The organism is Alistipes sp. HGB5 (assembly GCF_000183485.2).
GTDB classification, from domain to species: Bacteria; Bacteroidota; Bacteroidia; order Bacteroidales; family Rikenellaceae; genus Alistipes; species Alistipes finegoldii.
Genome location: NZ_AENZ01000086.1, coordinates 74,419 through 100,743, shown reverse-complemented (window position 1 = coordinate 100,743; position 26,325 = coordinate 74,419). Strand labels below are relative to the sequence as shown.

Annotated in this window: 16 protein-coding genes; 13 read left to right on the top strand and 3 right to left on the bottom strand. The window is 55.3% G+C overall.

Annotated features, from left to right (window positions below; translation table 11 throughout):
* Positions 1-14: 14 nt before the first annotated feature.
* From HMPREF9720_RS14720 to HMPREF9720_RS14705, 4 genes are read left to right on the top strand one after another with little or no spacing between them, the layout of a single operon-like run.
* Positions 15-1,124 carry an acyltransferase family protein gene (locus tag HMPREF9720_RS14720; protein ID WP_014775057.1) on the top strand — a complete coding sequence of 370 codons (1,110 nt, stop codon included), beginning with the start codon at positions 15-17 and terminating at the stop codon, positions 1,122-1,124.
* Between the two features lie 49 nt (positions 1,125-1,173).
* Positions 1,174-3,189, top strand: coding sequence for a glycoside hydrolase family 97 protein (locus HMPREF9720_RS14715; protein WP_009599144.1), 2,016 nt, complete (start codon positions 1,174-1,176; stop codon positions 3,187-3,189).
* 4 nt (positions 3,190-3,193) lie between these two features.
* Positions 3,194-5,188, top strand: a complete 1,995-nt coding sequence (locus tag HMPREF9720_RS14710; protein WP_009599083.1) for a glycoside hydrolase family 65 protein — start codon at positions 3,194-3,196, stop codon at positions 5,186-5,188.
* An 8-nt stretch (positions 5,189-5,196) separates the two neighbouring features.
* Complete coding sequence (locus HMPREF9720_RS14705) at positions 5,197-6,033, top strand: endonuclease/exonuclease/phosphatase family protein (RefSeq protein WP_009599127.1); 837 nt, start codon at positions 5,197-5,199, stop codon at positions 6,031-6,033.
* A gap of 59 nt (positions 6,034-6,092) precedes the next feature.
* Here the strand turns inward: HMPREF9720_RS14705 and HMPREF9720_RS14700 are convergent, their stop codons facing one another.
* Positions 6,093-6,950, bottom strand: coding sequence for a metallophosphoesterase (locus HMPREF9720_RS14700; RefSeq protein WP_244076206.1), 858 nt, complete (start codon positions 6,948-6,950; stop codon positions 6,093-6,095).
* 340 nt (positions 6,951-7,290) lie between these two features.
* On the opposite strand from HMPREF9720_RS14700, the gene HMPREF9720_RS14695 reads away from it, so the two are divergent.
* The 9 genes from HMPREF9720_RS14695 to HMPREF9720_RS14655 all read left to right on the top strand — a co-directional run bounded on the left by HMPREF9720_RS14695 (position 7,291) and on the right by HMPREF9720_RS14655 (position 23,760).
* Positions 7,291-10,359 carry a SusC/RagA family TonB-linked outer membrane protein gene (locus HMPREF9720_RS14695; RefSeq protein ID WP_009599108.1) on the top strand — a complete coding sequence of 1,023 codons (3,069 nt, stop codon included), beginning with the start codon at positions 7,291-7,293 and terminating at the stop codon, positions 10,357-10,359.
* 22 nt (positions 10,360-10,381) lie between these two features.
* Positions 10,382-12,232: a RagB/SusD family nutrient uptake outer membrane protein gene (locus HMPREF9720_RS14690; protein WP_009599100.1), complete on the top strand. Its 1,851-nt coding sequence runs from the start codon at positions 10,382-10,384 to the stop codon at positions 12,230-12,232.
* 29 nt (positions 12,233-12,261) lie between these two features.
* The gene (locus tag HMPREF9720_RS14685; RefSeq protein WP_009599158.1) at positions 12,262-13,134 is read left to right on the top strand and encodes a discoidin domain-containing protein; all 873 of its coding nucleotides are present in this window, start codon (positions 12,262-12,264) and stop codon (positions 13,132-13,134) included.
* Between the two features lie 29 nt (positions 13,135-13,163).
* Positions 13,164-14,897 (top strand): glycoside hydrolase family 5 protein, encoded by a 1,734-nt coding sequence (locus tag HMPREF9720_RS14680; protein WP_240047962.1) that lies wholly within the window; start codon positions 13,164-13,166, stop codon positions 14,895-14,897.
* A 2-nt stretch (positions 14,898-14,899) separates the two neighbouring features.
* Positions 14,900-16,390 carry a glycosyl hydrolase family 28 protein gene (locus HMPREF9720_RS14675; RefSeq protein WP_009599145.1) on the top strand — a complete coding sequence of 497 codons (1,491 nt, stop codon included), beginning with the start codon at positions 14,900-14,902 and terminating at the stop codon, positions 16,388-16,390.
* Positions 16,391-16,399: 9 nt separating this feature from the next.
* Positions 16,400-18,673, top strand: a complete 2,274-nt coding sequence (locus tag HMPREF9720_RS15710; RefSeq protein WP_175282424.1) for a glycosyl hydrolase family 28 protein — start codon at positions 16,400-16,402, stop codon at positions 18,671-18,673.
* Positions 18,674-18,723: 50 nt separating this feature from the next.
* Positions 18,724-20,175, top strand: a complete 1,452-nt coding sequence (locus HMPREF9720_RS14665; protein ID WP_240047963.1) for a fimbrillin family protein — start codon at positions 18,724-18,726, stop codon at positions 20,173-20,175.
* A 144-nt stretch (positions 20,176-20,319) separates the two neighbouring features.
* Positions 20,320-21,831, top strand: a complete 1,512-nt coding sequence (locus HMPREF9720_RS14660; RefSeq protein WP_227901015.1) for a hypothetical protein — start codon at positions 20,320-20,322, stop codon at positions 21,829-21,831.
* A gap of 192 nt (positions 21,832-22,023) precedes the next feature.
* Complete coding sequence (locus HMPREF9720_RS14655) at positions 22,024-23,760, top strand: beta-N-acetylhexosaminidase (RefSeq protein ID WP_039940899.1); 1,737 nt, start codon at positions 22,024-22,026, stop codon at positions 23,758-23,760.
* An 802-nt stretch (positions 23,761-24,562) separates the two neighbouring features.
* On the opposite strand, the gene HMPREF9720_RS14885 is transcribed toward HMPREF9720_RS14655, so the two are convergent.
* Positions 24,563-24,988 carry an Ig-like domain-containing protein gene (locus HMPREF9720_RS14885; RefSeq protein WP_254654392.1) on the bottom strand — a complete coding sequence of 142 codons (426 nt, stop codon included), beginning with the start codon at positions 24,986-24,988 and terminating at the stop codon, positions 24,563-24,565.
* A 17-nt stretch (positions 24,989-25,005) separates the two neighbouring features.
* On the bottom strand, positions 25,006-26,316 hold the full coding sequence (locus HMPREF9720_RS14640; protein WP_022044072.1) for a BACON domain-containing protein: 1,311 nt from the start codon (positions 26,314-26,316) through the stop codon (positions 25,006-25,008).
* Positions 26,317-26,325 lie beyond the last annotated feature (9 nt).

Sequence of the window (26,325 nt, the reverse complement as noted above, 5' to 3'; positions counted from 1 at the left end):
AATATACTGCGATGATGAACCCGAACAGACGACTTTTATCTTTGGACACCCTGCGGGGGGTCGATATGTTCTTTATTATGGGCTTTTCAGGGCTCGTGACCTCGTTGTGCGCACTGTGGCCCGGATCTTTTACCGATATGCTTGCGTCGCAGATGCAGCATGCGGCGTGGAATGGACTAACGATTCAAGACACGATCTTTCCTCTGTTTCTTTTTATCGCAGGCGTGGCGTTCCCCTTCTCGCTGGCCAAACAGCGTGCACGCGGATTCGGCAGAAAACGGATTCTGGACCGGATTTTCCGCCGCGGACTGATTCTTGCCCTGTTGGGAATGGTTTATAACGGGTTGTTCGAGCTCAATTTCTCCTCGTTGCGCATAGCAAGCGTGCTGGGACGGATCGGCTTGGCCTGGATGTTCGCCGCACTGCTCTGCGTGTATTGCAGCGTGAGAACTCGGATAGCTGTTGCCGGGATTATCCTAATAGGCTATTCACTGCTGCTCGGCCTGGTCGTAGCCCCCGATGCTCCGGTCGGTGCCGATCCGCTTTCGGTGGAGGGGTGTCTGGCCGGATGGATTGACCGACAGTACCTTCCCGGACACATCCTTTACGGGGCATTCGATCCGGAAGGGATATTGAGCACCCTGCCGGCAGTCGTATCGGCTCTATTCGGAATGTTCACCGGCGAATTTTTGCTCGATGGCCGGAGAGGGCTCTCTGGCTCTTGGAAAGCGTTCTATATGGCCGTCGCCGCACTGGCGATCACGACGGCGGGCTTGTGCTGGAATCTTATCATGCCGGTCAACAAGAATTTATGGAGCAGTTCGTTCACTTGCGTGGTCTCCGGTTATTCGCTGGGGATGACCGCCTTGTTTTATTACCTGATTGACGTGTGCGGGTACAAACGATGGACGTTCGTTTTCCGGGTTATCGGATTGAATTCCATTACGATTTATATGGCGCAGCGGATTATTCCACTGCGTTATGCGTCCGATTTTTTCGTCGGCGGACTTGCTTCCAAATGCAGTGAAACAGTAGGGGCGGTGATCTACGATATAGGTTATATCGTGCTCTGCTGGCTGTTTCTCTATTTCTTGTATCGAAAAAACACTTTCCTTAAGGTATGACCGGCAAATAGCCCGAAAATTACAATAACCTCATTTAAATAAATTTAGCATGAACCAAACTTTGAAGTTCTCGTTCCGGAACTTGTTTTTGTCCTGTGTGTGCTTGCTTCTGTTTGCATGCGGCGGGAATCCGGAGATAATTTCTCCCGACGGGCGCACACGCCTTTCGTTCGTGACGGGCGCCGACGGCTGCATGGCCTATACCGTCGAACGCGACGGCAAACCTTTGATCCTTCCTTCTGCCTTGGGCCTCGTGGTGCAAGAACGGAACCTCGCCGGCGGCTTTTCGGTACGGGAGATTGTGAAAAGGTCCGTGGACGAAACATGGACGCAGCCGTGGGGCGAAAATAAAATCCTGCGCGATTGCCACAACGAAATGACGGCGGTATTGAAAAACGACGACGGCGTGTTGCTGACGCTTCGTTTCCGGGCTTTTGACGACGGTGTGGCATTCCGCTATGAATGGGAGGTGCCGGACCTCGATTCGCTGACCGTCACCGATGAACTGACCGAATTCCGCTTCGCCGAAGACGGCGTGTCGTGGTCGATTCCTGGAAATTTCAACACCTATGAATTGTTGTATCGCGAACTGCCGGTTTCGGCCGTCGAAAACGCCAATACGCCTTTCACATTCCGTGTGGACGGCACATACGGTTCGATTCACGAAGCGGCGCTGTACGATTTCCCCGAAATGAATCTCTACCGGACCGATTCGCTGGCCTTCAAAGCCGAGTTGGCTCCGCTGCCTGACGGTATAAAGGCTCGTATTCCCTCGAAATTCATGACGGCGTGGCGGACGATCCAAGTGGGAGACAAAGCGGTGGACCTGATCAACTCGTCGCTGATCCTTAACCTGAACGAGCCTTCGAAGATTGCTGACACTTCGTGGATCAAACCGCAGAAATATATCGGCGTATGGTGGGGACTGCATCTCGGCACCCATACATGGACAATGGCACCCCGGCATGGAGCGACGACGGAGAATGCTCTGCGTCATATTGACTTCGCAGCGGCGAACAATATTCAGGGAGTGTTGTTCGAAGGGTGGAACGAAGGCTGGGAGAACTGGGGTAAAACGCAGCACTTCGATTATGTGAAGCCCTATGCAGATTTCGATCTCGACCGCATTGCCGCGTATGCCCGGGAGAAGAACATCGAGTTGTGGATGCACAATGAAACGGGTGGTAATATTCCTGAATATGAAGCGGCTCTGGAAACGGCTATGCAGCGCTATGCCGGATTGGGTGTGCATGCCGTCAAAACGGGATATGCCGGAGGCTTCAGGGACGGCCAGCTCCACCACTCGCAGTATGGCGTGCGGCACTACCAGCGTGTCGTCGAGACGGCGGCCCGTTATGGGATCGTCATCGATGCCCACGAGCCGATCAAGGATACGGGCATTCGCCGCACGTGGCCCAATATGATGACCCGGGAGGGGGCACGCGGCATGGAGTGGAACGCATGGTCGGAAGGGAACTCCGCGGAGTATCTCTGTACGCTGCCTTTCGTACGGCTCCTGAGCGGTCCGATGGATTATACGCCGGGGGTATTCGATCTTGATTACTCGCGCGTCCGGGGCCGGGAAACCGGAATGCAGGAGTGGAACGGCGACAACAATTCGTGTTGTATCAAGACTACGCTGGCACGTCAGATTGCCAACTGGGTGATTATTTATTCTCCGCTTCAGATGGCGTCCGATCTGATCGAAAACTACGAGGGACATCCGGCTTTCCAATTCTTCCGGGATTTCGATGCCGACTGTGACTGGTCCGAAGCATTGCAGGGTGAACCCGGCGAATATATTGTCGTCGTACGCCGTGCGGATGACAGTTTCTTCCTGGGCGCCGGCACGAACGATGAGCCCCGGACATTGACCCAGAAACTCGGCTTCCTGAAGTCCGGTATGACTTATACTGCAACGATCTATGCCGACGCTCCGGATTCTGCGGAGAATCCCGAAAACTATCGCATCGAAAAACGGACCGTGACTTCTGCCGATATGCTCGAAATTGCAATGACTGCCCGTGGCGGGCAGGCCGTGACGTTTGTTCCCGTAAATGAATAGAACCATGATGAGACTTGTTTTTTGGGGCGTGCTGCTGTCGGTCGTTCCGCTGTCGGTCGATGCCCGCAGCGAAGGGTGGGTAATTACCGCACGAGATACCACGGCTGATTATTTTGCCGTCGCCATGGCCAACGGAGAAATTGGCGTAGCCGTGGGGCGGGAGCCTTTTGCCCTCGGTTCTGTGATTCTGGGAGGGAGTTATGAGCCGGGGTTCGGAGATGATGTGAGTCGTATTCTGGAAGGGATCAATCCGCTGGGGTTGACAATGGCTGTCGATGGTCATCGGTTCGATCCGTCGGAGGTCCGTCCACAGCATCAGTCGGTCGATATGCGGCGTGCAGTGCACACGACCCGTTTTTCAACGGACGGTGTGACGGTCGTCTATCGTATACGGGCCTTGCGGAACATGCCTTACGCTCTTATGACAGAAGTGGAAGTGACGGCGGAACGCGATGCAGAGGTTCTTTTTTCAAACGGTCATACCGTTCCCGGAGAGTTCGCCGACACCCTGCGGGAGTCGCGCACGGTCGGATGTGAGGACGGCAGCCGTATTGCCGTACAGCGCACTTCCGGCAGTTACAACCGCGGCCGCGACCATATTGTGGCTTCGTCGACTTTTCTTTGCGGTGAAGGGTGCGAAGCGGTCTCACCGGAAAGCGTGAGGATTGTTCTGCGCAAGGGCGGCCGGGCGTCGTTCTCCCTTGTGGGAACAATCTGTACTACAGCCGCTTTCGCCGACCCGTGGAATGAATCGGAAAGGCAGGCTATTTATGCAGCCCGGGAGGGAGCGGCGCAACTCGTTGCGGCACACGAACGGAAATGGGCGGAGTTGTGGCAGGGCGATATCGAGATCGAAGGCGATCCCACGGCACAGTTGGATGTGCGTTTCGCCTTGTTCAACCTTTACGGCTCTATCCGTGAAGGCAGTCGCCGGAGTATTCCGCCGATGGGCCTTTCGGCCCGGGGCTTTTACAACGGTCATATCTTCTGGGATTCTGAGATCTGGATGTATCCGGCGCTGCTGGTGCTCCGGCCCTGCCTGGCGCGCCAGATGCTCGATTACCGAACCGACGGACTCGATGCGGCCCGTCGTCGGGCCTACGCCCACGGCTATCGGGGCGCGATGTTCCCCTGGGAAGGGGATGACCGGGGCGAGGAGGCTACGCCGACCTTTGCCCTCACCGGTCCGCTCGAACATCATATTACAGCCGATATCGCCATCGCCAGCTGGAACTATTACTGTGTGACGCAGGACCGGGAGTGGCTGCGCCGCGAGGGTTTCCCGCTGATGCGCGAGGCTGCACGTTTCTGGTGCGATCGCGTTACGGCGAATGCCGACGGCAGCTACTCGATCCGCAATGTGATCGGAGCCAACGAATACGCCGTCGGCGTCACGGACAATGCCTTTACCAACGGCGCGGCCCGCCGGGCACTGGAGTACGCTTCGGCTGCGGCGGAGCTTTGCGGCGAGCGTCCCGATCCGCAGTGGAGTGCAGTAGCCGCGGGCCTTCGCATCCCGCACTTCGCCGACGGAACGACGCGCGAGCATGCCGGCTACGACGGCGAGATGATCAAACAGGCCGATGCCAACCTGCTGGGCTATCCGCTGGGCATCGTGACCGGACGCGAAGCTCAGTTGCGCGATCTGGAATACTACGAGCGCCGAATCGATCCGCGTAACGGTCCGGCGATGAGTTACTCGGTTTTTGCGATTCAGTATGCCCGGCTCGGAATGGCCGAAAAAGCCTGCGAAATGTTCCGTCGCTCCTACTTGCCCAACCTGCGGCCGCCGTTCGGGGTGTTTGCCGAAACGGCCACCAGCGGCAATCCCTATTTCATGACGGGTGCGGGCGGCATGTTGCAGGCCGTGCTGTTCGGATTCGGCGGGCTGGAGATTACGGCGGACGGTCTCGTGCAGCGCCCGTCTGTCCTGCCGCCGCAATGGAAGAATTTGAGAATCAAAATAAATGGTAAAATCTATCAGGCAACGAACCAATAAATATTCCGATGAAAAAGACAATGCTTTTTTTGCTGCTTGCGTTCTGTTTCTCGAACTCGGTCCAGGCCGGTCAGGATGCAGTATCTATCAAACTGATTTCTTTCAATATGCGTACCAGTTGGGGGCGCGACGGCGACAACAGTTGGCCGAACCGTCGTCACGCCACGGCGCAAATGCTCCGGCAGGAGGCTCCCGATGTGATGGGCGTGCAGGAAGCCATGCAAGACCAGTTGTATTACATCGACACCGAATGTCCCCGGTATGCCCGTGTCGGCGAAGATCGTGACGGCGGGGCCGAAGGCGGCGAAACGATGGCGGTGTTCTACCTCCGCGACCGGTTCGAACTGCTGGACAGCGGCACCTTCTGGATCAGCGAGACTCCCGACAACGTGTCGCGCGGATGGGATGCCGCCTGCAACCGCACGGTAACATGGGTCGAATTGCGCGACAAGAGTTCGGGCAAAGAGTTTTTCTATTTCAACACTCACCTCGACCACCAAGGGAAAATTGCCCGTGAGGAGGGCGTGAAACTGATCGTGACGAAGATTCGACAGATTGCCGGTAAGAAAGCGGCGGTTATCTTGGGCGGAGACCTTAATACATCCATTGACAATCCGCATCTCAAGCCGTTGACCAGACTGATGGCTTCGGCACGCGATACAGCGGCGGAAACCGATCAAAAGGGAACATTCAATGGTTTCGGATCGGCTCCGGACACGATTATTCTCGATCATCTTTTCTACCGCGGCAGGATGAAATGTCGAAAGTTCGTCACCCTCGACGGCGATTACGGGGCGCCTTACATTTCGGATCACTATCCGATAGCAATGGTTTTTACGCTCTGAAAGCGACGAGGCCGATTCGTCGAACCGGCCTCGTCGTACCGTCCGGAATTTGAACTCCGTTATCGGAGAGCCTGGATCAGTCCGGTTCGAGCGTCCGGTATTTCATCGAGCGGATAGTACCGGTGGATGATCGTTCGATCCTTGATGACAATAATCCGCACTCCCGAAGGAGCGTCTCCCAACGGTCGGCCCACGGCACTCGTGGTTATCATTCCGATGTTGTCGTACGATGTCTCCGCGTTGTCGTGCAAATGTCCCGTAAAGACGGTTTGCACACCGGTTTCCCGGAACAGTTCGAAATATCTCCGGCGTTTTTCCGGCGAAATGGTCGAATAGCCGTCCGGTTCGTCGATTTGCCGGAGAAAGAACGGGTGGTGTGCGAAGACAAGAGATGTCCGGCTGGGCCTTTTCTTTTTGAGCGAACGGGCCAGCCACCGGAACTGATTCTCTTCTTTCGAGGGGTCCCGGGTTTCGTCTTTCAGGTAATCCGAGTTGATTCCGGTCAGTAGGATCCCGTTCACACGCACACAGAAGCGGTCGATTCCGAGGTGTTTCGTGTAGGGTTCCACATCGACGGAACCCTCTTCCAGCCGGACGTCGTGGTTGCCCGGGAGATAAAGGGTCTTGATGCGGGGATTTATTTCTGCGACGATCCGCAGGAATTCCGTCCATTGGCTCTCGTCCGCTGCATTGTGCACGTAATCGCCGGTGAAGACGACGACATCGGGGCGGAGCCTGTTTATTGCTTCGACGGTTTTTGTGAGGGTGCGGGTTTCATAGGCCATGTCGCGGTTGTCGGCATAGAACCCCATCTGGGGGTCCGAAACCTGCATGATGATCGTGACCGGAGATTTTTCCCTTGCGGATGTGAGTGCGGCCGTCAGACAGCAAAGAGTTGTTAAAATGATCTTTTTCATTGGATTATAGATGAATGCATAGCCAAAAATAACGAATGGGTTGCCGAAATCCAAAAAAAAACGAAGGAATCCCACTTTATTTTCCTTACGGTGTTTTTCCGGTAAAATTTCGACCTTTTTTCTAAATAAGAGAAGAATTTTGTATCGGCATTTCAACCGAAACTACTTTATCTGAAAATTGTAAAATGAAACATGCTCATGACACACGTTTACGACATTACTTCTTATCCCGTTCTCTATTTGTAGTCGGGTCCCATCTCTACGAATCGCTAATGTTTGATCCCAGAAAATCATGAAATGTATTAAGATTGATAATATGTTGCGGACTGCGCGGTTGATTATGCTCGCCGTGTTGTCCGGAGGTATTTTCGCGGTTCCTTGCGGAATATATGCACAGTCTGCTCCCCGAACGGTTTCCGGTACTGTCACCGATGCGGCCACCGGAGAGCCGCTGATCGGAGCCACCGTACAGGTAAAAGGTGTGACCATCGGTACTACGACGGACCTGAACGGAATGTTTTCGATCAACCTGCCGGCAAACCGGAAAACACTGCTTTTCTCCTATGTCGGGTATGAAGCCCAGGAGATTGCGGTTGGCCGTGAGAATTATCTCAACGTGGCGTTGAAACAGGACGCCAATGCGTTGGACGAAGTTGTGGTGGTGGGTTACGGCCAGCAAAAGAAAGGCATGCTGGTGAGCTCGGTACAGTCCATCGCTCCCGCGGAACTGCGGATGCCTTCGTCGAGTTTGTCGACCGGGTTTGCCGGACGCCTGGCCGGTGTGATCGCCGTGCAGCGCAATGGACAGCCCGGTGCCGACCAGGCGGATTTCTGGATACGCGGTATCTCCACGTTCGGTTCCGCGACCAAGCCGTTGATCATCCTTGACGGTGTGGCTATCGACGCGAATGAACTGAACGGGCTAGACCCGGAGATTATCGAGAGTTTTTCGGTGCTCAAGGATGCTACGGCGACCGCTCTCTATGGTTCGCGGGGAGCCAACGGCGTGATGATCGTTACGACGAAGAACGGTAAGAATCTGGATAAGCCGGTCATTAATTTTCGCTTCGAGACGGCTCTTTCGACTCCGACGAGCCGCCCGGAAACGGTTGATGCGGTGACCTACATGCAGATGTACAACGAGTCGGTTCTGACGCGCGGTACGGGGCAGATTCCTTATACGCAGGCGAAGATCGACGGTACGCGGGCCGGCAGCAACAAATATATCTATCCGGATGTGGATTGGTACGATGAGATGTTTAAAAATTTGGCAGTCAACGAAAACTTTAACTTCAATATCCGCGGCGGCAGTTCGAGGGTCGATTACTTCATGAGCGCCACCGTCCGTCACGAGGAAGGTATGTTGAAGAACCTGAGCCGGGATTACTTCTCCTATAACAACAATTACTCGGTTTGGCGTTACGCTTTCCAGAACAATGTCAACGTCAATCTTACGAAGTCTACCAAAGTGTCGCTGAAAATCAACACCCAGCTCCGGGATACGCACGGGCCGGTGAAAAGCAGCGAAAACATTTTCGGAATGATCATGAACGGCAATCCCGCCGATATGCCGATAACCTTTCCCGACGATCCGACGGTAAACCATATCCGTTGGGGCGGCAAAGCCATGGTGAAGAATCCCGTGGCTGAAATGGTTACCGGCTACAAAGACGAGTTCCAGAGCGTATTGAACGCCAATCTGAGTCTGGATCAGAATTTCGATTTCATCACCGAAGGGCTTTCCGCTTCGGCGCTGATCTCTTTCAAGAACTATTCCTATACCCAGACATCGCGTTCGGCAGGTTATAATTCCTACGAAATTTCGGGTACGCATACGGGCGATGACGGATTGGAAGACTATGATCTGGAGATCCGCGGCAACGAGCAAAGTACGACACTCGCCACCTCCAGCAGTACTGACGGAGACCGCAAGATATATATCCAGGGAATGATCAACTATAACCGCAGTTTCGGCCGTCATGACGTGAGTGCTATGGTCGTGTATAATCAGGAGGAGACTGCGCTCGGAAATCCCGGTAGTCTGTTCAGTTCTTTGCCCAAGCGTAAACAGGGCCTTGCGGGCCGTCTGACCTACGGGTACGACAACCGTTACCTCATCGAGGCCAATTTCGGATACAACGGCAGTGAGAATTTCGCCGAGGGACGGCGCTTCGGCTTTTTCCCTTCGGTGGCCGTGGGATACGTGGTCAGTCAGGAGAAATTTTGGGCGCCTATCAAGAAGGCCGTCTCTTATTTCAAACTCCGCGGTTCGTACGGTCTTGTGGGCAACGACAGCGAGGAGACGCGTTTCATGTACATGTCGGACCTCTCCCTTTCCGGAGCCGGATATACGACGGGCGCCGACGGGGAGTATACGCTGAGCGGTCCCGTTTACAACCGTTTCGAGAATAAGAAGATCACTTGGGAAACCGGAGAAAAACTCAATGTCGGTGTCGATCTGCAATTTTATAACCGACTGAATGTAATGGTCGATCTGTTTCAGGAGGTCCGGAGCGGTATTTTCCTGGAACGCGGCACAGTTCCGGCTTTTCTCGGAACGGCTACGACAAAAGTGTACGGCAATCTGGGTAAGGTGAGAAATCGCGGTTTGGATCTCTCGATGGATTATACCCATCAGATCGGCAAGGATTTCTTCATTTCTGCCAAAGGAACCTTCACCTTCGCCCGCAACCGGGTGCTCGAACAGGATGAGCCGGATTACCTGCAGTATCCCAATCTTTCGCGGGTCGGCCGTTCGGTCAATTCGTTCCTGCTTTATGAGGCGCAACGCCTGTTTATCGACAATAACGAGGTGAAATACAGTCCTGAACAACTGCTGGGCGGTGAAATCATGGCCGGCGACATCAAATACGTCAACCAGCCCGATGCGAACGGCAACTACGACAACACGATCAATTCGAACGACCGTATTTATGCAGGGTATCCCGAAGTGCCGGAGATCGTCTACGGGTTCGGGTTTTCAGCGCAGTGGAAAGGACTCGATTTCTCGGTCTTCTTCCAGGGTACGGCCAATACGTCGCTCGTGATGAGCGGATTCCATCCGTTCGGTATCAATAACAATGTCAAGCGCAACGTCATGCAGTTCGTCGCCGACGATTACTGGAGCGAAAGCAATCCGAATATCTATGCGGCCTATCCGCGGTTGAGCGTCGTGGAATACGGCAACAACACGGTTGCCTCGACCTACTGGCTCCGCGACGCGTCGTTCCTGAAACTGAAAAACGCGGAGATCGGCTATACCTACAAGAAAATGCGTTTCTACATCAGCGGATCGAACCTGCTGACCTTCTCGAAATTCAAGTTGTGGGACCCCGAACAGGGCGGCGGATCGGGACTGAAATATCCGACCCAGCGGGTTTTCAACATTGGAATCCAGATGACGTTATAAAATAAATTCCAAACGAAATCCTATGAAATATTACACACATATTCTATCCCTGATTTTATCTGCCGCATTCCTGTTTCAGGCGTGCAGTTATCTGGACGTAGTCCCCGATGAGACGCCGGACGAGAAAGACGCCTTCCAGAACCCGACGATGGCCGAACGCTATCTCTATTCCTGTTATTCGTTCCTGCCCAATCCGCGTCACGAAACAGCTTCGCTGGATCTGATGACGGCCGATGAAGTGGTGACCCCGTGGGAACACGAGACCTTCGCCAACTTCCCGAAGGGAAACTACAACGCCAGCGAACCGGTGATCTCCTACTGGAATACGCTTTTCGGAGGTATCAGGCGGTGCTACATCTTGCTGGAAAATATCGACGCAGTGCCCAACATGACGGAGGCGAATCTCCGGATTTACAAAGGAGAGGCGAAATTCCTGATCGCTTATTACCATTTCCTGCTTTTGAAGAACTACGGTCCGATTCCGCTTATCAAGGGCGTCATGTCCATCGATATGGACAAGGCGGACTTCCCCGAGCGGGACAGTTACGACGTATGTGTGCAGTGGATCTCTGACCTGTTCGACGAAGCGGCCGGGATGCTGCCGGCAGAGCAGACCTCCACGGCCTACGGCCGGGCCACGAGCGTTGCTGCCAAAGCGCTGAAATCACGGTTGTGGCTCTATGCCGCTTCCCCGCTCTTCAACGGAAACAGCGAATACTATGCAAATTTCGTCAGCAAAGTGGACGGGCGCCATCTGATCAGCCAGACTTATTCGGAGGCAAAATGGGAAAAGGCGGCTTCCGCAGCCGAGGAGGCCATTGAGGTCGCTAAGGCCGCAGGTTATAAACTCTATACCGAAAGTCCGGTGGTTACGTCGAGGTTCGCCCAACCGACCGATCCCGTGCATCGGGTGCTCCGTCTGAATTTCATGGATTACAACACTTCGAAAGAGGTGCTGTGGGCCGATACCCGGAAAGAGGGTCACTATGGGTTGCAATACAAGTCCACTCCCTATCGCGTGGGTCCGTCATCGGGCAACGGTGTCGGCGTGACATTGACGATGGTCGAGATGTTCTATTCCAAAAACGGACTTCCGATCGATCTCGACCCGGAATACGACTATACCGGGAGGTACCGTTACGGGGAGTATCATAACGATGTCTGCGACGGTGTGACCATGAACCTGAATATCGATCGTGAACCCCGCTTCTATGCGTGGGTGGCTTTCCAGAACGGGTATTACGAAGTGCTCCGTCGCGACGGAGCTGACGACAACGCGAACATCGTGCAGACGAAGTTCCGCAAAAACGATGTTTTCGGCATCAAGGAGCGCACGACGAACTACACCCCTACGGGATACCTCAATAAGAAGGGTTGTTCGCCGCTCTACAACAACATTCAGGAGGACGTTGCCGCTCCGCATTATCCGTGGCCGGTGATTCGCATGGCAGAGCTGTACCTGAATCTTGCGGAGGCTTATGCCAACTTGGGACGGATTGACGAAGCGGCAGCAGCGCTGAAACCGGTCCGCGAACGGGCGGGACTGGACCCGGTGGACGAGGCTTTCGAAAAGGCGGGGCTGACGCTTGGACGCGACGAAATGATCCGCATGGCACGTCAGGAGCGGACTATCGAACTTTATCTGGAGGGGCACCGCTTCTGGGATGTGCGCCGTTGGAAAGAGGGCGACAAGTATTTCAACGTCCGCCCCAAAGGCATGAATTACAACGGGGAGTCCGATGCCGATTTCTTCCGGGTGACCGAGGTGATCGTCCAGCGCAAGTTCATGACTCCGATGCATTACCTGATGCCGATACCCAAGGATGACATCAACAAGAACGAACGAAAGTTCGTCCAGAATCCGGGTTATTGACAGAATCACGAATTTGAAAAACTGCATCTATGAAAAGCATATATAAAATACTGTTACTCTTTACCTGTTCGTGCGGCGTTTCGTGCGGCGGGGACGATGAGCCTGTCATGACGGCGCTCGCCGTACAGGGAATCCGTGCCGAGGCATTTCCGGGAGCGATCCGACTGACATGGAACCCGATCGAAAGCCGCGACTTCCTCTATGCCGAGGTTTCGTATTACGATTTCGGCACGCAGACGACAATTTCGAAGCAGTGCAGCCGCTATACCGGCACCCTCTACATTGACGGACTGCTAAACCGATATGGGAAGTACCGTTTCACATTTACGGCTTACGATGTAAACGGAACGCCCGGGCAACCCGTCTATATCGAACGGCAGTGTGAAAAGGCCGAGTCCTATTATGTGGTTGTTGCGGAGAATCCGATCCCGCTCGCAGCAGACCAGTTGGCTACCAATGCCCAGGAGCCGAGCGAAGGCCCCTTGGATTTGCTTGTGGATGGAAATCCGGATACTTTTTTCCAGAGTTTCTGGGATGAGTGGACCTATCCCGAATTGAAGCCTACGGGTTATCATCACCTGACTTTCGATCTTCGCAAGGAAGTTTCAGCGTTTAAATTCCAATATTGGAACCGTAAGAAAGCGAACGGTTCGCTGCCCAAGGCCGTGAATATTTACGGCAGCCCGGATGGCGAAACGTGGGTGTTGCTGGCCCAATTGGATAACCTGCCCGGTGATCTGGGTTCCTCCTACACTTCGGAGTTGTTTCTGCCGGAAGAGCCTATTTCCCATGTAAAATACGAGGTGGTGAAAGGAACCGATGTCTACCAGCCCTATTTTTCACTCGCAGAGATCGAATTTTACGAGGTCGTGCGGGAATTGGTCGATCCCGAAGCCGAATGACAATCATAATTGAAAAAGCAACGATAAAGATGAAAAAACTCTTGAAATACATATTGCTGCTAATTTATGTCGCATTGATGCCTGCTTGTGGGGAAGATTCCGGTCTGGACGGCGTATTTGCGAATAAGCCTTTTGCCCTGGTGACCGCTGCCGACGGCGGGCGGACTTCCATTTCGGCGGTCATCGACGACGGCAAGCGGACGATCCGTCTGACTTTCGACAAAAAGCGGGATGTGGATGCCGTGGAGTTGACGTTCCAGTTGAATCCCGGGTATGCGATGGTTTCTCCGAAGGAACCGGAGACGACGATGGACCTGACGCAACCCCGAACCGTGACGGTCAGCTCGGGAGCCGGGGAGGTCTCCTACGAAATCTCAGCCCGGAACGAAACTCCGGTCTTGTCGGCCTCTTTCCTGTTTCGCGGGAAACCGATCGAGGGAGTGATTGACCATGAGACGAGGACGGTTTCGTTCCCGATCACGACGATCTATGCTTCGGAATATCCGGAGGAGCTGTTGGGTGCCGTACCGCTGGATATCACGCTTTCCGACGGCTATCGGCCGACAAGCGAAAAGGTTTCGTACGACCTTTCGACCGGGGAGAGTTTTTCCGTTTACAAAGGCCGCAATACGTACACTTATAGACTGGTTGCCGACATTGCTCCGATACCGGTGGCAGATCATCTCTCTGACTTCCGGTTTCGGCGCGGCGTGAACCTCGCTTATTGGATGACGGAAGCCGATCGTGACTGGTTGGGCTATGTCATGCCCGCTCAATTCCCGTTGTGGAAAGAGTTGGGATTCGACCATTTCCGGGTTCCCGTCGACGAGCTGTGCATCTTTGACCGGGAGGGGCAGTTTAACGAAAAGGCCGTCGGGAAATTACACGAACTTTTTACATGGTGCGAGCAAAACGGCATGTATGCGATTCTCGACATGCACACACTGGCTCCCCGTGAAGGCTCGGACAGTTACCGGGAGGAGGAGTTGTACGACCCTGCCTATCCCGAATTTCGCACCCATTTCGTAAATGTTTGGCGAAAACTTGCTGCAGAATTCAAGGGCCACAATCCGAAGTGCGTGGCCTTTGAACTGCTGAACGAACCGCATGACGGGACACCCGACGCAACTGGTTGGAATAAGCTCCAGAATGAGGTTCTGACGGCAGTCCGAGAGCAGGACCCCGAACGGATCGTATTCGTCCCGGCAATGGGCTGGCAGGACTACAACTACATCAAGTATGCACGGGTGGCCGAGGAAGATCCCAATGCGGTTGTGTCGTTCCATTATTATCTCCCGATGCTGCTGTCGCATTATAAGATGCTGGCGTGGGTCGGCTATCAGGGAGCCGTGCAATATCCGGGGGTGGTCATTCCCACTCAGTCGGATGCTGACAAATACCCGCAGTATGCCTCTTTTCACAAAACGACCTACAATGCCGACCGGATTATGGGTGAAATGTCCAATGCGGCGTCCGACGGTCGGAATGCCGGACTTGCGGTACATTGCGGCGAATTCGGATGCAGTAAAAACGTCGCGGAAGCGATGCGTTTGGCGTGGTTCACGGATATGGTGGCTGCCATGGAGGCAAATAATATTCCATGGACGCTTTGGGAGTGCCTCGACGGCGGATTCGGATTTGTCGATATGGAATATGGCATTTACCGGATCAACTGTCCTCTGCTGAAAGTGTTGACCGGCAAGGAATTGACAGATGCAGAGGCGAAAGCTCTGCTGCAAAAGTATGGATTTAAAACCGAATAGGAATGTTGTTGAAGATTGCACAAGGCGTATTCTGGATACTTGCTGTTTGCCTGATGCCCGGAACGGCCTATGGGGAGGGCCGGGACGTCCTGCCCGGAAACGCCGCCTATAAGGTCGAGGTTTTTCGGGGCGGAACCTGGGAGGAGATTTTCGTTTACAATGCCCGGGTTTCCGATTATGCCGGCAATCCCGAGGCGGGATATACCCAGTATACAATGGGGTTCGCCTTGTTTACGGACTCGTTTCGGCAGCCGTTGAAGGTCCGCGTGACCCGCCGTGCGGGGACGTTTTCGAAAGTGGAGATTCGTCCGCTCTCTTACGGCATCGTGCCCGACGTGCAGACCCCGAACAGCGTCGAGTTCGAACTGGGCGATCCCGCGCAAAAGGTTTCGGTGGAGTTCGACGGCAATCGGATGGAGAACCTCTTCATCCTGCCCGACCTGCCCGACACGGCGATCCCGATGGGTGCCAATGTAACTTATTTCGGTCCCGGGGTGCACAATGCGGGTGTGATCCGTATTGCGAATGAAAGCGGCCGTATTCTCTATCTCGATGAAGGGGCGGTCGTGCTGGGACGGATCGAGGCTGAAAATGCCGCCAACCTTACAATTCGAGGACGAGGTGTTTTCTGTTCGTCGCAGGAGGATCACGGCGCCGGCCGGCGGCCGCAGATGGAGTTCCGCAATTGCGACAATCTGAAGATCGAGGGCATCCTGCTGCGCGACACGCCGAACTGGACGCTCAAGATCGTCGGGAGCACGGGCGTGCATATCGACAATATCAAGGAGATCGGCTGGATCATGAACTCCGACGGCATGGATTTCATCTGCTGCCGCGATGTGCTGGTCGAAAACACCTTCCAGCGTAACTACGACGATAACGTGACCATCAAGGCTTTCAATGCCACGCCCGAATACATCGCTTCCCATACGAATACCGACGGCTCCTATTCCGACGGGGCGATCTGGATGGTTGCCGGGCTTCGCAACTTCGAGGTCTGCAACTACGAGATCCGCAACTGCGTTTTCTGGGCCGACAAGGCGCACAATATGCTCGTAGGCCCCGAGGCGCGGGGCATTGCATTCCGGAATATCCGGTTCCACGACAACATCGTGCTGGAAAACCGTCAGGACGACGGGATTTATCCCGGGGCAATGGCGGTGATGATCGCCGACGACGGCACGTTCGAGGACATTGCGTTCGAAAACATCATTGTCGAGGACATCGACGGCGGAAAGGTTTTCTGCGCGCACTTCACCAACGCCTGGGCGTTCGACGGACTTTATGGACAATGGGCGCGTAACATCACCCTGCGCAATATCGCCTATACCGGTACGCGGGCGACTCCGAGCTGGATCAGAGGACGCAACGACGCGCAGTCGATCGACGGAGTGACGATCGGGAACTTCACGGTCAACGGCACGCCGGTAACCGACGGATCGGGCCCCCATCTGGAGATCAATGAATATGTCCGAAACGTAACGTTCGAATAGACTTTTGTCATGAGAAGAATCTTAATAACCTCTCTTGCCCTGTGTACGGCCGCGCTGTCAGCCGCCTGCTCCGACTCCGCGTGCGATTCGGACTTGGTTGCGGGCGGAATGGCTATGGTGCGGGCCGTACCGCAGTCCGTGACTGCGGAGGCCGCCTATGCCCACCGTGTCTGCCTGATCCGTGAAGGCGTTGTTGCGCAGTCCGTCTCTGCGGCATCCGCCGCGGCGCTCGCACCGTTTCGGGTAGAGCCGGGAACCTATGGAATGCTGGCGGTTGCTGCTGCGGACGAGGATAATCTGACCTTTCCGGCAGCGGAGGGGATCGCTCTGTCGGAGTACGGCGTCCGGATAACGGACATGACCGCTCCGATTCCCGACCTGCTGATCGGGTGCAACAGCCGTTTCGAAGCCGTCGCCAGATCGGTTTCGGCTCCGGTCGGGATGAAGCGGGCCGTGGCTCACCTTACGGTGACTGTCGTGGGGCTGGAAGCGCTCTCCTGCGAAAGTATCACGGTCTCGATTCCCCGGATGTACGACCGGATCGCCTCCGACGGAACGCCCGGAAACAGCGGGGCTGAATTTTCCGAAAAGGCGATCGTGCTGGCTCGGAACAGCGCGGGACGTTATGTCGGCCAGGCCGTCGTCCTGCCGACTGACACAGCCTCCGCGACGTTGGAGTTCCGCTTCACGATCAACGGAAAGAATTATGTTTCCGTGCAGGAAACGCGTATCGAGGCTAATCGGAAATACGCGCTTTCGGTCGCGGCGAAATTTAAGGACGATACCGACCTGAAACTTACGCCCGTGATCAGCTATCTCCCCTGGGACGCTCCGACGACGATTCCCGACGACGGGCTGCCCGCCATGGACGACCGTCCGGCCAATGACGATTTCACGGTAGAGATTTTCCGCAACGGATGCTGGGAAGAGATTTTCGTGCACAATGCCGAAGTTTCGGACTATGCCGCCAATCCGGCTGCGGGGTACGTCCAGCATGACATGGGCTTTGCAATGTTCACCGATGCGTTCGCCGCTCCGTTGAAGGTCCGTGTGACCCGCCGTGCGGGGACGTTTTCGAAAGTGGAGATTCGTCCGCTTTCTTACGGCATCGTGCCCAACGTGCAGACCCCGAACAGCGTCGAGTTCGAACTGGACGATCCCGCGCAAAAGGTTTCGGTGGAGTTCGACGATAACCGGATGGAGAACCTCTTCATCCTGCCCGACCTGCCCGACACGGCGATCCCGACGGGTGCCAACGTAACTTATTTCGGTCCCGGCATTCATAATATGGGGCGCAAGGAGATTCTCTATAAGGATAATCAGACGATCTATCTCGACGAGGGGGCGCTGGTCTACGGCTGCATCTATGCCAAGGGATGCCGCAACTTGACGATCCGGGGGCGGGGCATCCTCTGTTCGTCGAAGGAGAATCACGGTGACGGCCGCCAGCCGCAGATCGAAACCTTCGACTGCAACGGTTTCAAGGTCGAGGGCATCCTGCTGCGCGACACGCCGAACTGGACACTCAAGATCGTCGGAAGCACGGGCGTGCATATCGACAACATCAAGGAGATCGGCTGGATCATGAACTCCGACGGCATGGATTTCATCTGCTGTCGCAATGTACTGGTCGAGAATACGTTCCAGCGCAACTACGACGACAACGTGACTATCAAGGCCTTCAACGGAAAGACCGATTACGTCACCGCGCACACCGCCTCCGACGGATCGTTCACCGACGCTTCCATCTGGACGGTCTATTATCTGGCGCAGAACAAGTTTGATGTCTACGATTACGAGATCCGCAATTGTGTTTTCTGGGCCGACAAGGCGCACAACATGCTCGTCGGTCCCGAGGCGCGGGGCATTGCATTCCGGAATATCCGGTTCCACGACAACATCGTGCTGGAAAACCGTCAGAACGACGGGATCTATCCCGGAGCGATGGCGGTGATGATCGCCGATAACGGCACGTTCGAGGATATTGCGTTCGAAAACATCATTGTCGAGGACATCGACGGCGGAAAGGTTTTCTGCGCGCACTTCACCAACGCCTGGGCGTTCGACGGACTTTATGGACAATGGGCCCGGAACATCACCCTGCGCAACATCGCCTATACCGGTACGCGGGCGACTCCGAGCTGGATCAGAGGACGCAGCGACGCGCAGTCGATCGACGGAGTGACGATCGGGAACTTCACGGTCAACGGCGCGCCGGTAACCGACGGATCGGGGCCTCATCTGGAGATAAACGGATACGTCCGGAACGTGACGTTCGAATAACCGCCTGAAATCAATAAAAAAATTTTATTAACCACCTTAAACGCATAATTATGAAAAAGTATTCCATGTACACATTTGCCGTCGCCATGCTGGCCGGTATGATTCTGACGGGCTGCTCCTCTTCGGAGGAGATTCCGGGAGGTACTCCCGACAACGGACCGAAACTGAAGATCGAGACCCGCTCGGCGGATGCCGCCGAGGCTGCTTATGCACACCGGGCGATTCTGGTGTCGGAGGGTAACATTGCGGATGCAAAGAGCGCCGCCGATGCTGCGGCTTTAGGTTCTTTCTCGGTCGAGCCGGGCAGCTACACCGTTTACGCCGTCGCTTCCAGCGACGAGACGAATCTCACTTTTACGGGTGTCGCCGCTTCGAATGCCGTTGCCGATGCACGTGTCAAAATAACCGACATTTCGGCTCAGATTCCCGAACTGTTGGTCGGTAATTCCGACGTCGTTACGGTCGGTGCCGAAGGCGCGGCGGCCGCACTCCAGCTCAAGCGCGTCGTGGCATCGGTCACGGTGACGGTCAGCGGACTGGAGAACGTCGATGCCGAGAGCATCACCCTGACGATCGGCAACATGTACGATCAGGTGAGTCTCGACGGAGCGTTTTCCAAGAGCGGAGCTGCGTTCGCATCGAAAAGTCTTGTACTCACCAAGAATGCCGAAGGCAAGTTCGTCGGCAATGCTATCGTGATGCCTACCGATACGGAGGCTTCCAACCTCTCGCTGACTTACAGCGTCAACGGCACGGATTACACCAGCACCCCTGCGGGCCGGATCGCGGCCAACGGGCAGTATGAACTGGCGACGACGGTCGAAGCCGGCAGTTCCTCCTCGAAGGTCAACCTCAACTCGGCGATTACCTACGCGGCCTGGGACAGCACGGTGGTGAATCTTTCCGACAGCTTTACCATCGACGAGACTACCCCTGACAAGCAGTGGATGGGTCCGACAGCCCTTCCAATCAGCGGTTCAGCCGCTCCTGGATACGACAATTTCTGGGCGTCGTCCGATGGAGGCGATTCCGGCTGGGGCGAGACATTCTGGCAGTACAACCTTTATGACGGGAACAAAACGGACGGAAGCAACTATTGGTGTCCTGACGAATGGGACCGCACGGCTCCCGTCTGGTATATCGACCTCGGCGCTGCCAAGCAGGGCGTGACCATCGACTACTGGAACAAGGCTGGCGGTAAGGGCGGTCAGAAAATCAAGACGATGGACATTTACGCAAGCAATACGCGAGCCGATTACGGCGGTGGCAATGCGGATTGGTTGAAGATCATGACTTTCACCTCCGACAAGACCACTCCGACCACGGACGCCGGGGCGCAGGTGACGACGGGCAAGATCGCATTCTCGGAGGATGGAAGCGTCTCCTATCAGTATGTAAAATGCGTGATGACATCTAAGGTCAATCCTGACGGTGCGACCATTACGGATGTGCTCGACGTGAATGTCGGCGAGGTAGAGGTTTCCTACTGGGAGTTCAAATAATTGTCGGAGGGGAGTTCTCCTCCTGCGATACGCTGAATGGGGATTTGCGGGAGCGGACTTTAACGGTCCGTTCCCGGCATCGCCCCGAACGGCAGTCGTGTGGGCCTGCGGGGCCTGAAGAATCAAGTATATAATATGAAAGCCATGATGATGAAAAAACAGAATGTCGGGAATGCCTGCGGATGGGCGGATCGCCTTGCACGCCTTCTGTTACTGCCTGCGCTCACGCTCGTTCTGCTTTGCTCGTGCGACGAGGACAAGGCGAAATCCGAAAGACCGGAAGAGGGGGATCAGCTTTGGAAGATCGTTCCCGTTCTTGCATCCGAAAGCGATGGCTTCGAGGGGCTCGGTGAGTATGGGGTGTCGCTCTACCTTTTCAACGACATGTCATCCGACTGCTATAAATACCAGCATGCCGACTCGTTCGGCGATCTCGAACCTTTCGTGGTGGAAAAGGCGGCTTATTCGCTTGTCGCGCTGATGATGGATCGTGATGTTCCTCATGTTTTCTATGAGGCTTCGGACGAGGCCAAAAAGAACACAACCGTGACCGTAACGGACATGAACGAGACTATTCCGGATATGGTGCTCGGTACGGCGTCCGTTTCCCGGAATGTCGGCGCGACGGTTCCCGTCTCCGACCTGCAACGGCTGGTCGGGGCCTTGGATGTCCGCCTGACCGATGTCCCGAATGATGTCACGGCCGTGGAACTTACCGTAGGCGATCTCTACGACCGGGTCGACCTTACGGGGCAGTACGACTTTTCGACGGGGGAGCCTGCTTCGAAGCGGATCGAGCTGACGAAAGAGGGAACCGTTTTTTCAGCCCGGAGTGTGCTGATGCCTTCGGACGAGACGAGGGCCAATGTGAAGATGGATTTTCGGGTTTTCCGGGGCGACGCGTATGAGGATTTCGTCGTACGTCTTTCCGGAAGTATTCCGGCAGACAAACTCACGCGGCTTGAAGGCCGTGCGGAAGAGATCTTGAAGAATGCTGAACTGACGTTGGGTTTGACCTATGCTCCGTGGGATGCGAGCATAACGATCGAGGATCACTTCCAGACCGACGACGACCTGAATAAGGTTTGGTCCTCGGCGCCGCTTCCCATCAGCGGCGCAGCCGATCCCGGATATGACAATTTCTGGGCTTCGTCCGTATTCACCGACTGGGACGGTTCCGTAAAATACGATTCGTATCTTTATGACGGTATCATGGACGGGAGCGACGAGCACAAGGACCTCTATTGGGGCCCCGACGCAGTTGGGGAGGCAGAAAAAGGCACCGTTCCGTCGTGGTATGTGGATTTGGGAACCGGATGTCAGGGCATTACGCTCACCTACTGGAACAAATTCGGAGGCAAAGGCGGCCAGAAGCTCCGCACGATGAATATCTATGGAAGCAATGCTCCGGAGGACTATCGGGGCGGCAACGAAAGCTGGACGCTGATCACGACTTTCACTTCCGACCGGACGAAACCTACGGAAGACGCCGGAGCCGAGGTCACGACCGGGCGGATCGAATTCGACAAGGGAAATGCGACCTACCGGTATGTGAAATGCGAGATCACCTCCCGGGTGAACGCCGACGGCAATGTGGTCGAGGATTCCGATGTGAATGTTGCCGAAGTGCAGATAACCGTGTGGTCCTGTAAATAGGAATGTTTCGGCCCGGCTTGACGGCCGGGCCGTATTTTATGTAAAAATCAATTGGACATGAATGAACGATTGTTGCCGGGACGTATCCGTTCGGGCTGGGGAGTCTCTATTCTTTTTCTTTGTTTAATGGCCCTTTCCGGGTGCTGTTCACACGAAGCGATTCGGGTGAATCTCATTCCGCGCCCGGCGGAAATGGAGGTGCTGTCCGGGTATTTTCAGCCGGGAAACACGACGGTGGACGACTTCACGACCGTAGTTGTGGACAATTCCCGGATGGATGCGCTGGGACGGGAGGGATACGAACTTACGGTCGATCGCTCGTCGGTGAGACTCACGGCCGCCACCCAGACCGGCATTTTCTATGGGAAACGGACGCTGGAACAGTTGATGACCGACAAGGGTATTCCTTGCGTAAGGGTCAGCGACCGGCCCCGGTTTGCCTACCGGGGCATGCACATGGATGTATCGCGGCATTTCTTTCCGAAAAGTCAGGTGCTGAAGATGCTGGACGAAATGGCCCGCTACAAACTCAACGTATTCCATTTCCATCTGACCGATAACGGTGGTTGGCGCATCCGGATCGACAAATATCCGCGGCTCACCGCCGAAGGGGCATTCCGCACGCAGCGGGATTGGTATGCATGGTGGGACCAGAACGACCGTCGCTATCTTCCCGAGGGAACTCCGGGCGCTTACGGCGGATATTTCACCAAAGAGGACATCCGTGAGATCGTGACCTACGCCGCCGAGCGGCACATTACGGTCATTCCCGAGATCGAATTCCCGGCGCATTCCGACGCCGTGTTCATCGGCTATCCGGAGTTGTGCTGTACGGGCAAACCTTATACGACGGGAGAATTTTGTGTCGGCAACGAACAGGTATATACTTTTATGGAGGATGTGCTTACCGAAGTTATGGAGCTTTTCCCTTCGAAATACATCCATATCGGAGGCGACGAGGCCCGGAAAGTCGCCTGGGCGACCTGTCCGAAATGCCAGGCCCTGATCGAGCGGGAGAGACTTGACGGGATACAGGGACTCCAACCCTATATGATCGCCCGTATCCAGGATTTTCTCGCTTCGAAAGGGCGGGTTATGGTCGGCTGGGATGAAATACTGCACAACGAACTGCATTCCGAAACCTTGGTTATGTCGTATCGTGGACAGAAAGGGGCTATCGAAGCCGCTAATCGGGGCAATTATGCCGTAATGACACCCGGTGAAGTGCTCTATTTCGACTGGTATCAGGCCGATCCTTCCACTCAGCCGCGTGCCATGTACGGATATTCTCCCATTAAAAAGATGTACGCTTTCGAGCCGGTGCCGGCTGATCCGGAATCGGCGGCCCGCAACGAGTCGATCATCCGGGCCGAATTCGTGGACCCTGCGGCCGTGGAGCCGATCCGGGCGGATCGCGCCGACCGCATCGTCGGTGTGCAGGGATGTACGTGGGCTGAATATATCGAAGATGAAGAGCAACAGGAATACATGATCTTTCCGCGTCTGCTGGCTGTGGCAGAATTGGCATGGACACCGCAGGAGAAGCGCGAATGGTGCGATTTCAAAGTCCGGATGAACTCCCATATCCCACTGTTGCAGCAACGGGGGCTAAATACTTTTACGCTGAGCGACGAAGTTGAGATCACGACTCGCATTCGTTCCGGAAATAGAGCGGTTGAGGTGACTCTCGACTGTGAGAAATATCCCGCAGAGATTCGCTACACGTTAGACGGAACCCCGCCGACGCCCGACGCTTCGCTTTACGAAGCTCCTTTTACCGTGACCGATTCGACGGTGGTCCGGGCCGCCGTATGTCGGGATGGAGTGATTCGAAGTCCTGAACGGAAACAATTGGTTACTCTCGCCGCGGAGATCGACAACTATTATCCGTTCGATGTGCCGGAAATCTGGAAAGAATATTTCGATTAATCGTTCCATCGACTATTGTGCGTTATCGCCTTTTCTTTCTGGGCGGCAGACTGTGCGCAGCCTTGAAACGGAGTCGGACGTGGCTGACTTTGGGTTGATTCGGGAAAAGGTCCGGGTGGAGGGAATAACAGACAGCCCTTTTATTTTCGGCCTTCGGATTTTTCCCGTATGCCCTGGCGCGGACGAATATGCCGTTGGGTCGCTCCTGTTCCGAAAGATCGTCTTCATTTCGCAAACAGAAACGACATCGTAATTGACGTTCCGGAGGGGGCAATGCCCGATAAACACACCGGTCGATAACCGATTCGTCATAGATCGCCCCGGAGATTTGCTAGTTTTCAAAATCAAAGATCCCCGGGGCTTATCGTACGATTCAGAAGCGATCGATATTTATGTGAACGGTTCAACATCGCATATAATCGGCTTATCTATCAGGTTCAATCTATTTAGAGACGGGAGAACCAAATATTTAAAGTCATACGCTCTATATTAGTGTACAAGCGTTTGTCAATGTGTTTATGTTCCTCAATATTCCGGAACGATAACCCATATCCTCCGAGATAGTTTTGTTGTTCACGATCATTTGATGGAATATAACCATTGGAGGACTGTCTATTTATCATGGTGAAGTCATTCTAAATAAATTATCCAATTTGAAAAATCGGGACATTTTATTAAATTTGTATTCAATAACAGGAGTTGTTTGACAAGATGGAACGCAGATGCGAACAAATGCATACGACTGTTTCCTAACCATTACCTGCTATATGCAAATAGAGTCATAACTTTTTAAGTTACAACTCTATCTAAAAATGAATGGATAATACAGCAGTACGTTCTTGCTGTAGATAATCCCGTCGGAGAGCGGGGCCGCGAGCGCAGCCGAAGGGTCGAGCGGCGGCTCCTGCAACGTGGCGACCGTACAGCGGGCCGAGTAGCTGCGGTAGCGGGCCGTAATGACGGCCGTGCCGAAGGCGCGGAGCGTCACCAGTCCGGTTTGATCGACCGTGGCGACCGTCTGGTCGGAAGAGCTCCACTTGAGCGTGACTCCGGCGTCGGCGGGACGGGTCGCGGCGACCAGTTGGAACGACTGCCCGACGGTAAGTTCCAGATCCTTCTCGTTGAGTTTGAGCGACGTGATCTGCACCGGCCTGTCGTCCGAGGAGCATCCGGCGCCCGCTGCGGCCGAAACGACGGCCAGCAACAGCAGAGTGAGGTATTTTTTCATACTGTTCGTTGTTTTCATCAATTCATGTTCTCATCGACGACCGACACCGAGAAGGTGCCCTTCAGGCGCGTCGAACCGCCTCCGCCCGTAGTGATCGTATTGTTCGCCGTGATGCGCACGTTGGCCGAAACCCGGTAGCGTATCCAGAGCGTACCCGAATTGATCGTAAGATCGACGGGGAAATCGTACGAGAAATAACCCGTATTCTCGCCTTCGAAAAGCGGACTGTCGTAGGCGCGGACATGGTAGGTCACCTCGGTATTGTTGAAGGTTCCGCTCTTCGCGCCGCCGGCCTGCCGCCAAGTCTGCCCGTCGGCCGAATACTCGATCAGGAAGAACCCCGCCGAAGAACCCGAACCGCCGATGCTGCCCGTACAGTTGATCTTCGTGCCGGAGACAAGGTATTTCACCGGAATCTTCTGCAGCCAGTAATCGCCGGTATAGAGCCCCTTGAGATAGGCGTGCCCGTCGTTGTAGCCCCAGCTGTTGACCGCCGAAGCCGTCTTGGCATCGGCTTCGACGACCGTGATGTAGGCGCGGCCGTCCTCCGAAACCAGACTGTGCGACGCGGTTACCCAGTCGGGCTGCCGGGCTTTCAGGGCATTGACGTCCTCGGTACTGCCCTTGACGGGACAGAACTCCCACGTCACGGGAAGCCCCTCGATCGGCATTTCGCTCATGGCGTACACCTTGGCGCGGGCCGTACCGATCTGCACGCCGTCCACCGACACGGCGAAGGCCGCATAGCCCGGCACGGTCGGCGTTCCCGCAATGTCGAGCGCCACCGTATCGCCGCCGTTGACGAGCGACACCGAAGCGCCGGCCACCGAAAGGCCCTGCGAATCGCCGCCCAGGGCGCAGCTCACGTCGATCGTTTCGTCGCCATAGGCATTGGCGTAGGTGAAGCAGAGGCGCGCTTTGGACGGCTCCTGCTCGATGAGGTTGCCTTCGACATAGGGCGCGCCGTAAACGACGGCGCCGTCGGCCTGCGTGACCGTGATCGGATATTGCCTGCCGCCGCTTTCGAGGTAGATGGTCGCGGTGCGCTCGGCGGAACGGTTGTGCGTGGCCGAAACGGCGATCCACTCGAACGCGCCGCTGCCGACGCCTTCGGAGGGAGAGGTCGAAAGCCATCCGGCGTCTTCGGGAATCACGGTTCGCCAGCTGCCGTTGCAGCGGAGCGTGATCTGCTTGGACGAGGCCAGACAGCTGGCGAAGCGGATCGAATCCGTCTCGCGGACCAGATAGCTGTCATCGTCGTCGCTGCACGCCGTCGTCAGCGCCGCGCACCCGGCGGCCAGCAGCAAAAACTGATATATTCGTTTCATGATTTTCAT

What these genes read in the sequence shown, in the direction of transcription:
- HMPREF9720_RS14660 (WP_227901015.1), top strand. Translation starts at nt 20,320, where the DNA reads ATGATGATGAAAAAACAGAATGTCGGGAATGCCTGCGGATGGGCGGAT.
- HMPREF9720_RS14715 (WP_009599144.1), top strand. Translation starts at nt 1,174, where the DNA reads ATGAACCAAACTTTGAAGTTCTCGTTCCGGAACTTGTTTTTGTCCTGT.
- HMPREF9720_RS14690 (WP_009599100.1), top strand. Translation starts at nt 10,382, where the DNA reads ATGAAATATTACACACATATTCTATCCCTGATTTTATCTGCCGCATTC.
- HMPREF9720_RS14720 (WP_014775057.1), top strand. Translation starts at nt 15, where the DNA reads ATGAACCCGAACAGACGACTTTTATCTTTGGACACCCTGCGGGGGGTC.
- HMPREF9720_RS14655 (WP_039940899.1), top strand. Translation starts at nt 22,024, where the DNA reads ATGGAGGTGCTGTCCGGGTATTTTCAGCCGGGAAACACGACGGTGGAC.
- HMPREF9720_RS14710 (WP_009599083.1), top strand. Translation starts at nt 3,194, where the DNA reads ATGATGAGACTTGTTTTTTGGGGCGTGCTGCTGTCGGTCGTTCCGCTG.
- HMPREF9720_RS14705 (WP_009599127.1), top strand. Translation starts at nt 5,197, where the DNA reads ATGAAAAAGACAATGCTTTTTTTGCTGCTTGCGTTCTGTTTCTCGAAC.
- HMPREF9720_RS15710 (WP_175282424.1), top strand. Translation starts at nt 16,400, where the DNA reads ATGAGAAGAATCTTAATAACCTCTCTTGCCCTGTGTACGGCCGCGCTG.
- HMPREF9720_RS14885 (WP_254654392.1), bottom strand. Translation starts at nt 24,988, where the DNA reads ATGAAAAAATACCTCACTCTGCTGTTGCTGGCCGTCGTTTCGGCCGCA.
- HMPREF9720_RS14685 (WP_009599158.1), top strand. Translation starts at nt 12,262, where the DNA reads ATGAAAAGCATATATAAAATACTGTTACTCTTTACCTGTTCGTGCGGC.
- HMPREF9720_RS14680 (WP_240047962.1), top strand. Translation starts at nt 13,164, where the DNA reads ATGAAAAAACTCTTGAAATACATATTGCTGCTAATTTATGTCGCATTG.
- HMPREF9720_RS14675 (WP_009599145.1), top strand. Translation starts at nt 14,900, where the DNA reads ATGTTGTTGAAGATTGCACAAGGCGTATTCTGGATACTTGCTGTTTGC.
- HMPREF9720_RS14665 (WP_240047963.1), top strand. Translation starts at nt 18,724, where the DNA reads ATGAAAAAGTATTCCATGTACACATTTGCCGTCGCCATGCTGGCCGGT.
- HMPREF9720_RS14640 (WP_022044072.1), bottom strand. Translation starts at nt 26,316, where the DNA reads ATGAAACGAATATATCAGTTTTTGCTGCTGGCCGCCGGGTGCGCGGCG.
- HMPREF9720_RS14700 (WP_244076206.1), bottom strand. Translation starts at nt 6,950, where the DNA reads ATGAAAAAGATCATTTTAACAACTCTTTGCTGTCTGACGGCCGCACTC.
- HMPREF9720_RS14695 (WP_009599108.1), top strand. Translation starts at nt 7,291, where the DNA reads ATGCTCGCCGTGTTGTCCGGAGGTATTTTCGCGGTTCCTTGCGGAATA.